This is a genomic window from Paraburkholderia phenoliruptrix (genome assembly GCF_902859825.1).
Classification (GTDB): Bacteria; Pseudomonadota; Gammaproteobacteria; order Burkholderiales; family Burkholderiaceae; genus Paraburkholderia; species Paraburkholderia phenoliruptrix.
This window is the reverse complement of the sequence record NZ_CADIKB010000002.1, coordinates 308,341-320,969: the sequence shown is the minus strand read 5'-3', so window position 1 is coordinate 320,969 and position 12,629 is coordinate 308,341. Positions and strand designations below refer to the sequence as shown.

Sequence of the window (12,629 nt, the reverse complement as noted above, 5' to 3'; positions counted from 1 at the left end):
TTTCGATTGCGGCGGTTCGAGCTTGCCGCCGCGGCCTCGTCAGGCGGCCGCCTTCAAACCCGCGGCGTGCGCGGGCTGGCTCAACCAGTTCATAGCGGCAGGCAAGCCGCTTTCCTTGAGGGGAACGCCCGCGAGACGCAGGCCCATTTCGCAGCCGGCGAGCGTGGCGAGCAGCATCAGGTCGTTGCAGTCGCCGAGATGGCCGATGCGGAACATGCGGCCTTTCATCTTGCCGAGCCCCGTGCCGAGCGACATGTCGAAACGTTCGTAGATGAGCTTGCGCACCGCGTCGGCATCCACGCCCTCGGGCATCATCACGCCGGTCAGCACCGGGCTGTACACAGCCGGATCCGCGCACTGGATTTCGAGTCCCCATGCGCGCACCGCGCGGCGCGTCGCCTCGGCAAGACGCTCGTGGCGCGCAAACACGTTGTCGAGCCCTTCGCCTAGAATCATGTCGATCGCCTCGTGAAGGCCGTACAGCAGATTCGTGTTGGGCGTGTACGGCCAGTAGCCGGCCGTGTTCATCTCGACGATTTCCCTCCAGTCCCAGAAGCTGCGCGGCAGTTTTGCGTGCTTGCTCGCAGCGAGGGCCTTCGGCGAAATCGCGTTGAAGCTGATGCCCGGCGGCAGCATCAAGCCTTTCTGCGAGCCTGACACGGTGACGTCGACGCCCCATTCGTCGTGGCGATAATCGGCGCACGCGAGGCCCGAAATCGTATCGACGAGCAACAGCGCGGGATGGCCCGCGGCGTCGATTGCGCGGCGCACGGCCGCGATGTCGGACGTGACGCCCGTCGAGGTTTCGTTGTGCACGACGCAAACCGCCTTGATCGACTGCTGCGTGTCGGCGCGCAGGCGCTCTTCGATCATGTGCGGTTGCACGCCGCGCCGCCAGCCTTCGATACCCGGCAAGCCGAGGAACTCCGGCATGAGGCCGAGGCTTTCCGCCATCTTTTTCCAGAGCGTCGCGAAGTGACCCGTCTCGTACATCAACACGTGGTCGCCCGGGCTCAGTGTGTTAGAGAGCGCCGCCTCCCATGCGCCGGTGCCGGACGCCGGATAAATCACCACCGGATGCTGCGTCTTGAAGATTTTCTTGATCCCGTCGAGCACCTTCAGACCCAATTCGCCGAATTCCGGTCCGCGATGGTCGATGGTCGGATAGCTCATCGCGCGGAGGATGCGATCGGGCACGGGGCTCGGCCCCGGAATCTGCAGGAAGTGACGGCCGGCGGGATGAAAATCTAACTTCAGCATTGCGCTCCTCCGATTGAATTTTGCATGCAAAAAACTATATCAGACGAAGTTGCGCCGACGGAAGTTGAAAATTGCCTTTGCGCACCGGTGTTTACCCGCGTTCTACCCTTCGTTGCAGCGATCCGATAAAATCGACCGAAACGGGCATTGAGGAAGTTTGTATGCAAAATTCGGAAGTTGAGGGCGGCTCGCTCGGCGCGGCGCAGTTGCCTAAGGTCGAGCGGCAGCGCTTGCATGACACGGTGGTCGAGCACATTCGCCGGTTTATCGTCGAAGGCGTGCTCGAGCCGGGCAAGAAACTGAATGAGCGGGAGTTGTGCGAAACGCTCGGCATTTCACGCACGCCGTTGCGCGAGGCGCTCAAGGTACTCGCCGCTGAAGGGCTGATCGACATTTGGCCGAATCGCGGCGCGTCGGTGTCGAAAATGTCGGAAGCCGAATTGCGCGAGACATTCGAACTGATGAGCGGCCTTGAGGCTTTCTCCGGCGAACTCGCGGCCGAACGAATGACGGCGGCCGAACTCGCCGAGATCAAGGCGTTGCATTACGCCATGCTCGCGTGCCGCGCACAAAACGATCTGGCCGGGTACTACAGCCGCAATCAGGCCATTCACGACAAGATCAACGAAGCCGCGCGGAATTCGGCGCTGCGGCAGACTTATGTCTCCGTCAACCGGCGTTTGCAGGCGCTGCGTTTCCGCTCGAACTTTCAGATCCCGAAGTGGGACCGCGCGATTCACGATCATGACGAAATGCTGAAGGCGCTCGAGGCGCGCGACGGCAAGAAGCTGAGCGCAATTCTTCGGCAGCATCTGCTCGATAAGCGCGATGCGGTGTTGCAGGTGCAGTCGCGCGAAGATGCGGCCGCGGGGTCGGGGTTGAAGGCTTGAGGGTTATGTGCCTCGTGCCCTATGCGCCGCTTCGGCTCATGCGTGGGCGCGAAAACCCGCGAAGTTGTCCACGCAAAATGTTGGCAAGGCTCTGGACAACGTTCGCATAGCCCGGCCAAGTGATTGACGCGACGGCGGAATCGGCGTGCGGTCGATGTATGGGCAGTGCAGGCGATAGCGATAGTTCGTCCCGCGCGCGGGCATCGTTTGCGGTCGCGGTCACGCTCGCGCTGCTCAGCAACGTGCAGTTGTCCACACAATTTGTTGAAAGGGCTGTGGACAACGTGCGCACATATGCGCCAAGTGTTTGACGCGGCGGCGTAATGTCCTCGCGGTGCGGATGAATGCAACGCTTGCATTTACACCGGTCCCCAAGGACCGCCCTTCTATCGGATGCTGCGTCAAATTCAGGTGCTGTCTAACTTCCGGCCGGCCTGCCGCAATAACATTCAGCATTGCAACTCCCAACCGCCGTGCCAGTTCATCGTCAAACCGGAATTCCTCGTCATCAAGGAAAAACGGCACTGCCATCTTTCCCTCGATGAGCGGGGCCACTAGAACGGAGTCCACGGCTTGCATCGTCAATTGCCGCGGTTCGTGGGTATAGGTCAGCACGACGGTGTACGGTGGGTGGCTAGCCATTAATATCCCCCTGCATTGCTGGTATCGGTCAAAGGCGTTTTCCTCGCACAGCGCGTGATTTCGCTCGCCGCGAGGCTTAGCCGTCACTGTACAGGCGCCCAAATCCGCCTCGTACTCCATGACGCTTTGCCGCCTGAACATTTCGCCTCCGCACCCACAACCCGCGCCGCGCCTCGAACCCTACCGCACGCCATCCCTCGCCCTGAGCGACTCCGGCAACCCCCGCAACACAATCCCCGCGCAGATCAAACTCATCGCGCCGATCACATACAACGCGGGCGTGGTGCTTCCAGTCAGATCCCTGACCCGCCCGACCATGATCGGACTCACAATCCCGCCGAGCTGCCCCAGCGTATTGATCAGCGCGATGCCGCCCGCCGCCCCCGCGCCCGTCACCAGCTTCGGCGGCAATGCCCAGAATGCCGGAATCGACGCCACCACGCCCGCGCCCATTACCGCCAATGCGACGATCAGAAACCCCGTCTGCTTGTCGAAGAAACCTGCTGCAAAAAATCCGATCGCCGACATCACGAGCAAGCCGAACACGAACTTGCGCCGCTCGCCCCTTGCATCCGACAAGCGCCCGACCACCACCATGCAGATCGCGCCGCATACGTAAGGCACGGCTGTCAGCAAGCCGATTAGCGTCGGATTATGCGTGCCCGCCACGCGGATCAGATGCGGCGCCCAGAAATTCAATCCATACGACGCCACCTGAATCAGAAAGTAGACGAGCCCGAGCGTGAGAAAGCCCGGCGTCCTGATCGCCCCGAGGAACGAATGCCCGGTCTGCGGATGGCGGCTCTGCTCTGCGATCTGTCCGGCCAGAAAGGACTTCTCGGCGGATGAGAGCCAGTGAGCGTCGTCGATGCGGTCTTTCAGCAGCTTCAGCACAAGATAACCGAGCAGCACGCACGGCAGGCCGCCGAGCAGGAACAGCCAGTGCCATCCCGGCATGCCGAGCACGCCGTTCATATGGCCGATGACGAGCCCCGCAAGCGGCGCCCCCACCAAACCTGAAAAAGCCGACGCGAGAAACAGCATCGACGTGATGCGTCCGCGATAGCTCGGCGGAAACCACAGCGTCAGGTAGTACAGCACGCCGGGAGCAAAGCCCGCCTCCATCGCGCCGATCACGAAGCGCAAGCCGTAGAACTGCCATTCGTTGTTGACGAACACCATCGCCGCCGTTGCGAGGCCCCACGAAATCATGATGCGCGCGATCCAGCGCCGCGCCCCGACCTTGTAGAGAAACAGATTGCTTGGCACTTCGAACAAAACATAGCCGATCACGAACAGACTTGCGCCGAGACCGTAGGCGGTATCGGACAAGCCGAGGTCGCTTTGCAGCTGGAACTTCGCGAAGCTGATGTTGATGCGGTCAAAAAACGCGAACAGATAGCAGATCATGATGAGCGGCATCAGCCGCCATGCCACTTTGCGGATGATGGCCGCCGCGCGATCCGCGCTCTGTTCACGCCCATCGGTTGCAATTGCGCCAAGGTCACTCATGTTCGTCTCCAATGCCGGATTCGGCCGTGCCGTCCGGTCGTTTAGTGGATGAGGGAAAGTCAGATTTGCCGCACGTAGTCCGGCACGGGATGCAGGTCGCGATTGCGCCCGGCCTTCGCGACCTGCCCGGGCACATCGTGGCCGAGCAAGGCGGGCAACGCGCGCGACAGCGAGAGCAGCTTCTCGAGATCGATGCCCGTGGGAATGCCCATCTCGTCGCACAGATTGACGAGGTCTTCGGTGCAGATGTTGCCCGACGCACCCGGCGCGAACGGACAACCGCCGAGACCGCCGAGCGCCGCATCGAAGCGCCGCGCGCCGGCTTCATACGCGGCGAGCACGTTGGCGAGCCCGAGTCCGCGCGTATTGTGAAAGTGCAGCGTGAGCGCCACAGACGGCACCCGCTGCAGCACGCGCCCGACAAGCCGCGTCACCTGGCGCGGATTAGCCATGCCGGTCGTGTCGGCAAGCGTGATGCTCTCGATGCCCATCTCGCGATACACGTCGACAATGCCGATCACGCGGTCCTCGTCGATTGCGCCTTCAAACGGGCAGCCGAACGCCGTCGCCACCGATGCATTCAACAGCACGCCCGAACCCTTCACGTGGCGCACAATGTCGCCGATCGCTGCGAGCGACGACTCGCAGCTCATGCGCATATTCGCGCGGTTGTGCGTCTGACTCGCCGACATCACGAGGTTCAGCTCGTCCGCCTTCGCGGCAAGCGCGCGCTCGGCGCCCTTGAGGTTCGGCACCAATGCCACGTAGATCACGCCCGCGCACCGCTCGATCTGCTGGAACACGGCCTCGCCGTCACGCAACGCGGGAATCGCTTTTGGCGACACGAACGACCCGGCCTCGATGCGCGTGAAGCCCGCCGTGGAAAGACCGTTGATCAACTCGATCTTGTCCGCCGTCTCGACCCACGTGGGTTCGATCTGCAAGCCGTCGCGCGGTGCGACTTCCTGCACGATCAGTTTGTCGGCAGACACCATGGACGATGCAAGCTTGTTGGCAGAACTCATTGCACGGCTCCTTCGCGGCGCAGCCGCCCGATCTCTTCACCCGTAAAGCCGAGTTCGCTCAGCACGCTTCCCGTATGTTCGCCAAGCGCCGGGCCTGACCAGCGCACTTCACCCGGCGTGTCCGACAGCTTCGGCACGATGCCCGGCATCTTCACGGAGGCGCCGCCCGGTAGTTGCGCCTGCAACAACATGTCGCGCGCCTGGTAGTGCGGATCGGCGACGATGTCCGCGACAGAATAGATGCGCCCCGCGGGCACGTCGGCGCCCTCCAGCGCGGCCAGCACGTCTTGCGTCGAATGGTGGGACGTCCATGCGGCGATGGCGTCGTCGAGCGACGCACAGTGGCGCACGCGGCCGTCGTTGTGCGCGAGCGCGGGGTCGTCCGCGAGATCGGGGCGGCCTATCACCTGCATGAGGCGCCGGAAAATCGGATCGCTGTTGCCCGCGATCACGACATAGCCGTCGTCTTCGGTGGGATAGGTGTTCGAGGGCGCGATGCCCGGCAATGCGCCGCCGCTGCGCTCGCGCACGTGGCCGAGCAGGTCGTATTCGGGCACGAGGCTTTCCATCAGATTGAAGACGCTTTCCACGAGCGACACGTCCACGACCTGACCCTCGCCTTGGCCCGTTTTTACACGCAGCAAAGACATCAGCGCGCCGATCACGCCGTGCAGCGAAGCGAGCGAATCGCCGAGACTCACGCCGACGCGCGCAGGCGCTCCGTCCACTTCGCCCGTCGTGTAGCGGATGCCGCCCATGGCTTCGCCGATCGCACCGAAGCCTGGCCGGTCGCGGTACGGGCCAGACTGGCCATAGCCGGAAATGCGGACCATCGTCAGTTTGGGGTTGATCGCATGCAGCACGTCCCAGCCGATGCCGAGCTTTTCGAGCGCGCCTGGCCGCAGGTTTTCGATCACGACGTCGGCTTCGGCGGCCAGCCGCTTCACGATCTCGACACCCTCCGGCGACTTCAGGTTCACGCAAACCGACTTCTTGTTGCGCGACTGCAGATACCACCAGAGCGAGGTGCCCTCGTGCAGCTTGCGCCATTTGCGTAAGGGGTCGCCGGTTTGCGGCGCTTCGATCTTGACGACATCCGCGCCGAATTCCGCCATCAGACGCGCGGCAAACGGCGCGGCGATGAGCGTCCCGATCTCGACGACGCGGATACCTTGAAGGGGTCCACCCATGGGCTGTCTCCATGCAGTTTTATGTTGGGAGACAGCTTGAGGGCATGACGCGGCGGCGTCCAACCGCAATTCGCCAACGACCGTTCGCGAACGGCGAACGCTTGCGCGGGGCTTTACGCCGCTGGGGTTTGCACGCCTTCGGACGCTTCTATCGAGCGCAGATGGTCGAACAGCAGGCGGCTCACCGGCGACAGTGCATCCACGTCGCGCACCACCAGCACGAGGCTGCGTTGCGACCAGTCGTCTTCGAGCGGCGCGCCGACGAGTCCGAGCGGACGCCCCATCAGCTGATAGACTTTTTGCGGCAATACGCCGACGCCCATGCCGGCCTGCACCATCCTGCACACGGCGTCGAATCCCGGCACGTGGATGCGCAGCCGCAACGGCTTGCCCGCCTGGCGCGCGGCGATATGCGTGCGCGCATTGATCGAGCTCGCAGCGTGCAGGCCGACGTGGTCGCCGTCGAGCGTTTCGGCAAATGCCACGCTGCTGCGCGCGGCGAGCGGATGATCGTCGCGCATCACGAGCACCAGCGAGTCGCGCCGATAATGCTCGACGTGCAGCTCGCGCGTGTCGGCGTCGGCGGAACAGATGCCGAGATCGGCGAGGCTGTCGTCCACCGCTTCGACTACGCCGCCGCTCGGCCGCTCTTCGAGGTCGAGCTTGACGCGCTCGTGCAGCAGCTGGAACGCACGCAAATCCTCAGGCAAGAACTCGACGATGGCAGACAGGTTCGCCATCATCCGCACATAGCCGCGCACGCCGCTCGCGTGGCCGGCCAGTTCAATGCCGATGTTCTCGATATCGCGCATCACGCGTCGCGCATGATGCAGCAGCGTTTCGCCGGCCGGCGTGAGCGTCATGCCGCGCGCGTTGCGCTGAAACAGCGTTGCACTCACCGCCTGTTCCAGTTCGAGCAGGCGCTTGCTGGCAGCCGATACGGCAATGGCCTCGCGCTCCGCGGCACGCGTGAGCGTGCCTTCCTCGTAGACGGCGAGAAACAGTTGGAGCGTGGTGAGGTCGAGCTTGCGGAGAAGGTTTTTGATCACCATGGCGCGGCGCCGGAAGTTCGGTCAATCGCTCATCATCCCATATGCCGCCGCGCACGTTGCATCATTCCTTCCACGACGAGCCGAGAATCATCGTGCAAAAATTCTCGCGATGGTAACGCGGGTCCTTAAGCTCAAGCGCGTCGGCCTTCACGTTGCCGAACGTCGTGTGCGGCTTGTGGATGATGCCCTGCGTGAAGGCGTCGATAATATTTTCCTTGAAGTGCGCCGCGCGGATGCGCGTGCGTGACCGCGTGGCGTTCCTCTTCGGTGAACTCGTCGTAGGCGAGACCCAGCACGTCCACCTCGACACCCACCGTCACCAGTGCAACGACCCGTTTCAGATGCTGAGGAATGCCTGGCGTAGTGTGCAACGCAATCGAGGTCCACACTGTTCGATATCGTCCTCGCCGATTCCGTGCCGCCGCAGAAAGTCGCGCGCCGCATTCGCGCCGTCCACCTCGAAGCGTTCGTGCTCGCTGCTATACGGCGCAACAAGCCCCATGTCATGAAACATGGCGCCGATATACAGCAGCTCCGGATCGTACTTGAGCTGCTTGCGTTCGCCGGCCAGCGCGCCGAACAGAAACACGCGCCGCGAGTGGTGACACAGCAGCTCGGTTTCGGTGTCGCGCACGAGGTCGGTCGCTTCGCGCGCCATGATGCTGTCGGGAATGTGGATGCCTGCAATCGCGGTCATGTGCGTAACTCCTTGAATGCCGTGGATGAACGGAACGCGCCCGCGTGCAGCGAAAAAGCGCGTTTGGTATGCTGGACTAGCGCGTTTTTCATGCGGCTCATGCAGTGAATGCGGCCCGTCCGATGAAGTCCAGTATTGGCCAGCACCGTGGCCGCGACAATCGCGCGAAGCCGTCGAACCCTGACAATCGCACCGCGTTGACCGCCGTGGCTCGCGCGGCTCGCTCATGCAGAAGGAATCAATCAATGCCCACCGTCGCGATTGCGATCTTTCCTGGCGTGCAGGCGCTCGACGTCGCGGGACCCGTCGACGTCTTCTCCGAAGCTAACCGCTTTGTCTCACCGGACGCGCGTTACGAAGTCACGCTGCTGAGTGCGGACGACGCGCCGCTGCGCGCGTCCAACGGCATCACGCTGGTCGCCGACGATCTATTCGCGCGCGCTCGCGAACCGTTCGACCTCGCGCTGGTGGCGGGCGGTCCCGCGCTGCCCGAAGGCGAACCGCCCGCGGCGCCGCTGCTCGACTGGCTGATAAGCGTCGCGCCGCACTGCGGCCGCTACGGGTCCATCTGCACGGGCGCCTTCGCGCTCGGCCACGCCGGTTTGCTCGATGGGCGCCACGTCACGACCCACTGGCAGCACGCGGCGCAGCTCGCCGCGCAGTTTCCGAAGGCACACGTCGACTATGACCGCATCTATCTGCGCGACGGGCAACTGGTGACTTCGGCGGGCGTAACTGCGGGCATCGACCTGTCGCTAGCGCTCGTCGCGGAAGATCATGGTGCGCACATTGCGCTGGCGGTGGCGAAGCGGCTCGTCGTATTTGCGCAGCGCCAGGGCGGCCAGTCGCAGTTCAGTCCGTATCTCACCGCGCCCGCCGACGAAACGTCACCGGTCGCGAAAGTGCAAGCGCATGTCATGGAGCGCATCCACGAGAGCTTTACGGTGAAGCAGCTTGCCGACGTCGCCGGCATGAGCGCGCGTCATTTCGCGCGCGTGTTCGTGCAGGAAACCGGCGTGACGCCGCACGAATTTGTCGAGCGCGCGCGCGTGGACGCGGCGCGCAAGCTGCTCGAAAGCAGCAGCGCAGCGCTGAAAGCCATTGCCTACGATTGCGGTTTCGGCACCGCGGATCGCATGCGGATTGTCTTCGTCAAGCGAATTGGCGTGACGCCGATGCAGTACCGCGAGCGGTTTCGCGCGAGCTGAAAGCGCATGTGAACCGCGCCGCTGCGCGTCCCGGACATGCGTGAGAAGATAACGGCCTGCCTCAGCCAACGCTCAAGGAACGACATGAACTCCTCCTCCCCGATTCGCGCCATCGTCACCGGCCACACGCGTGGGCTCGGCGCGGCGCTCGCCGAGCAACTGCTTGCGCGCGATGTCGCCGTGCTCGGTCTGTCGCGCTCGCGTCACGCATCGCTGAAACAGCGCTTTCCTGCGCTCCTCGAAGAAATCGAACTCGAACTCGCGGACACCGCGCGCGTTGCGCAATGGGTCGCGACGGACGTGCTGCGTGTATTCGTGAGCGGCGCGCGCACTGTTCTGTTGATCAACAACGCCGGCATGGTGCAGCCGATCGGCCCTATCGAAGCCCAGGATGCCACGGCCATTGCGACCGCGGTGAGCCTGAACGTCGCCACGCCGCTGATGCTCACAAGCGCGCTCGCCGCAGCCAGCCCGGACGTGAGCGACCGGCGCATCATGCATGTTTCGAGCGGCGCGGCGCGCAATGCGTACGCCGGCTGGAGCATCTACTGCGCGACGAAGGCTGCGCTCGATCATCACGCGCGCGCCGTCGCACTCGATGCCACTCGCGCGCTGCGCATTTGCAGTCTCGCGCCGGGCGTTATCGACACGAACATGCAGGCGGAGATTCGCGGCACTGGCGTGGAGCAGTTTCCGATGCGCGAGAAGTTCGAAGACCTGAAGCGCAACGGCCAGCTTGCGACGCCCGAGCAATCCGCCGCTCAGCTGCTCGACTACGCATTCAGCGATGCATTTGGTACGACGCCTGTGGCCGACATTCGTGAGATTGCGAAGCCGGTGTGATTTTCACGGCTCCCGAAAAGTCTCACCTTTTAGCGCACACGGTCGCGATTCGCGTGGTTTCGGGGCGAGCATCACGCGAATCGCGCGTTGTTTGTAGCGGCTTTTGCCGCATGGCCGCCGCCGATTGCCCGGGCCGCTCATATCTATCTGACGCTCCCGAAAATCCTCACCTTGGGCGCGCAGTGCCCGACGTCCGGCGCCAGCCGGCGCTTTCATCGCTCCTGAAAAAGCTCACCTTCAGCCGGCTGGTACCGGCTGCAAAGCCATGGTGGGCGGGCACCGACGGCACCTTGACCACGAACTCCCGAAAACTCTCACCTTTCAATAAGCGCGAATGATCTGCATACCCAGGTAAGAGGTATCGCGTGGAGATTTGCATGCACGATGAACGTGACCGGTGAGGCACGTCGCTTCCCGTCGCGCACGGATCGTCACGTCGCGCGACGGGCTCCCGAATCTCCTCACCTTTCTCGCGGTAAGGCCGACAGCAACACTTGCTTTCGCTCGTGCATGTGGCGGACGTCCAGCAGATTTCGCGCAGTGCAGCGACAACCAGGCGGCCACGCCGGGCGCTTCAATCGCGCCGCGAGCCGCTCCCGAAAAATCTCACCTTTCACCCGGGTCGTGCGCGTTTCAGCTCGCGAGCTTGCGAAACGTCTCGAGAACCGCGTCGCCCTTGAACGGCTTGACGATCCAACCTTTGACGCCCGCCGCCTTGCCGCGCTCTTTCATCGCCGAGCTGCTTTCCGTCGTGAGCATGATGACGTTGACGGTCTTGTTCGCGAGTTCGCTGCGGATCTTTTCGACCATCGTCAAGCCGTCCATGTTGGGCATATTCACGTCGCTAATCACGAGCTTGATGCCCGGACTCGTTTTCAGTTTCGCGAGACCGTCCTTGCCGTCCACCGCGGTGTCCACGTCGAGGCCGTTCTTCTTCAGAAAGCCGGCCACTTCGTCGCGCACCGTGCTCGAGTCATCCACCACCAGAATCTTGGACATGTCCTTTTACCTCTCTCCACTCCATCAGACGATCAAAACAGCTCCAGCTCGCCGCTGGTTTCCTCAACGGCGCTCGTGTCGGCGATAAAGTCGACTGGCGCATACGCGCAAACGCAAACGGTCGCGCCGAGCCGCGCAGTGCCGCCCAGCGTCACCGAATACGACGACAGCAGCGCGGGCTGCAACTCATGCAAATGCGGCAAGCAATGCGCGCTCAGTACGTAAGGCGTCGACATGCCGAGGTCCGGAAAATAGCGCAGCAGTTCCTGGTTCATCGCCCCGCAACACAGGTTGCAGATTTCGAGGAACGCCTCCTGGAATGGCCGCTCATCGGCTTCTTTGAGGTAATAGCCACGCGTGCTGTCGTTTTCGTCGAAATGAAGAATGAGCAGCAGCCTGAACACGATCGACGAAATGGTCAGCACGACCACCTGAGTACCCTGCGCCGCGCTCTCGCCGGTCTGCGCGAGGGGCATGATCGCGCACTCGTCGTCCGGACTGGATGGCAAGCGCGCCTGTGCGGCCTTGCGAAAAATGCGCTCGAAGCTGTCTTTTGCATGCGCCGTAATCACGCCGGCACCTCATCCAGCTTCGCGTGAAACTGACTGGCCATCGACTCGACACTGGCCAGCGAGGCCGCGATCATCTTGCCGCCCGCCTGGATGTCCTGAAACGTCGAGGTCGTAGTCAGATCGTTGCGATGCAGACTGTCGCGATAGCTTTTCGACAACTCTTCGGAACGCGCGGCGAGCGTGCGCACTTCACTCGCCACGACAGCAAAGCCGCGGCCCGCCGCACCCGCGCGCGCCGCTTCAATTGACGCGTTCAGCGACACGATCACCACATGCCGCACGATCGACGACAGTTCCTGGTTCTTCGCGTGCATGTCGTGATTCTGCGTCATCAGCGAGATCATCTGCTCGTGCCAGCGCTCAAAGGCAGCGCCGAGACTTTTCAGTCGCGCGGCTTCGCTCGCGAGTTGCCGCGCCTGCTGTGCCCACTGCGCTTTTTCGTCGGTGGCGGCTTTCAGCGCAGTGCGCAAGGCGTCCACGCTTGCCGATTGCTCCACGAGCTCCGCGCGCAATTGCGCGGTCTCGGTTTGCAGCCGATGTTCGGCCTGCTTGCGTTCCTCGGCCAATACGTCGAGGTTGTTCTGCCCCAGCTTCAGCGACTCGATTTGCGCCTCTGCATCCGCGCGCAGGCGCGCCGCGAACCGTGCAATATGCAGCCGATGCGCGGCCAGGCCGAACAACGCGGTCGCCGCGCTGCCCGCAAGCGCCGCCAATAGATACTGTTGGATCACAACCATTC

General features: G+C 63.1%; 12 protein-coding genes and 1 pseudogene. 3 read left to right on the top strand and 10 right to left on the bottom strand.

What is annotated here, in order from left to right:
* Positions 1-39 precede the first annotated feature (39 nt).
* On the bottom strand, positions 40-1,260 hold the full coding sequence (locus HV711_RS04230; RefSeq protein ID WP_035484592.1) for a pyridoxal-phosphate-dependent aminotransferase family protein: 1,221 nt from the start codon (positions 1,258-1,260) through the stop codon (positions 40-42).
* 161 nt (positions 1,261-1,421) lie between these two features.
* Here HV711_RS04230 and HV711_RS04225 point away from each other — a divergent pair, with 161 nt between their 5' ends.
* Positions 1,422-2,150: a GntR family transcriptional regulator gene (locus HV711_RS04225; RefSeq protein WP_013591289.1), complete on the top strand. Its 729-nt coding sequence runs from the start codon at positions 1,422-1,424 to the stop codon at positions 2,148-2,150.
* A gap of 234 nt (positions 2,151-2,384) precedes the next feature.
* Here HV711_RS04225 and HV711_RS33395 read toward each other — a convergent pair whose 3' ends face one another.
* The 6 genes and pseudogenes from HV711_RS33395 to HV711_RS04195 form a co-directional block, all read right to left on the bottom strand.
* The gene (locus HV711_RS33395) at positions 2,385-2,912 is read right to left on the bottom strand and encodes a hypothetical protein (RefSeq protein WP_244142648.1); all 528 of its coding nucleotides are present in this window, start codon (positions 2,910-2,912) and stop codon (positions 2,385-2,387) included.
* Between the two features lie 60 nt (positions 2,913-2,972).
* Positions 2,973-4,304 (bottom strand): MFS transporter, encoded by a 1,332-nt coding sequence (locus HV711_RS04215; RefSeq protein WP_035484594.1) that lies wholly within the window; start codon positions 4,302-4,304, stop codon positions 2,973-2,975.
* 59 nt (positions 4,305-4,363) lie between these two features.
* The gene (locus HV711_RS04210) at positions 4,364-5,329 is read right to left on the bottom strand and encodes a hydroxymethylglutaryl-CoA lyase (RefSeq protein WP_051224710.1); all 966 of its coding nucleotides are present in this window, start codon (positions 5,327-5,329) and stop codon (positions 4,364-4,366) included.
* Positions 5,326-6,519 carry a CaiB/BaiF CoA transferase family protein gene (locus tag HV711_RS04205; RefSeq protein WP_035484596.1) on the bottom strand — a complete coding sequence of 398 codons (1,194 nt, stop codon included), beginning with the start codon at positions 6,517-6,519 and terminating at the stop codon, positions 5,326-5,328. Before HV711_RS04205 ends, HV711_RS04210 begins: the two co-directional genes overlap by 4 nt.
* A 113-nt stretch (positions 6,520-6,632) precedes the next feature.
* Positions 6,633-7,571 carry a LysR family transcriptional regulator gene (locus tag HV711_RS04200; protein ID WP_035484598.1) on the bottom strand — a complete coding sequence of 313 codons (939 nt, stop codon included), beginning with the start codon at positions 7,569-7,571 and terminating at the stop codon, positions 6,633-6,635.
* Between the two features lie 61 nt (positions 7,572-7,632).
* Positions 7,633-8,268 (bottom strand): annotated as a pseudogene (locus HV711_RS04195) (HD domain-containing protein).
* Between the two features lie 245 nt (positions 8,269-8,513).
* Here HV711_RS04195 and HV711_RS04190 point away from each other — a divergent pair.
* Both HV711_RS04190 and HV711_RS04185 read left to right on the top strand, forming a co-directional pair.
* Positions 8,514-9,476, top strand: coding sequence for a GlxA family transcriptional regulator (locus HV711_RS04190; protein ID WP_035484600.1), 963 nt, complete (start codon positions 8,514-8,516; stop codon positions 9,474-9,476).
* Positions 9,477-9,560: 84 nt separating this feature from the next.
* Positions 9,561-10,319, top strand: coding sequence for an SDR family oxidoreductase (locus tag HV711_RS04185; RefSeq protein WP_013591281.1), 759 nt, complete (start codon positions 9,561-9,563; stop codon positions 10,317-10,319).
* A gap of 633 nt (positions 10,320-10,952) precedes the next feature.
* Here HV711_RS04185 and HV711_RS04180 read toward each other — a convergent pair.
* From HV711_RS04180 to HV711_RS04170, 3 genes are read right to left on the bottom strand one after another with little or no spacing between them, the layout of a single operon-like run.
* Positions 10,953-11,318 carry a response regulator gene (locus tag HV711_RS04180; protein ID WP_035484602.1) on the bottom strand — a complete coding sequence of 122 codons (366 nt, stop codon included), beginning with the start codon at positions 11,316-11,318 and terminating at the stop codon, positions 10,953-10,955.
* A 32-nt stretch (positions 11,319-11,350) separates the two neighbouring features.
* The gene (locus HV711_RS04175) at positions 11,351-11,890 is read right to left on the bottom strand and encodes a hypothetical protein (RefSeq protein WP_028361651.1); all 540 of its coding nucleotides are present in this window, start codon (positions 11,888-11,890) and stop codon (positions 11,351-11,353) included.
* Positions 11,887-12,621: a methyl-accepting chemotaxis protein gene (locus HV711_RS04170; protein ID WP_035484667.1), complete on the bottom strand. Its 735-nt coding sequence runs from the start codon at positions 12,619-12,621 to the stop codon at positions 11,887-11,889. The genes HV711_RS04175 and HV711_RS04170 overlap by 4 nt, the downstream gene beginning before the upstream one ends.
* Positions 12,622-12,629: the final 8 nt, after the last annotated feature.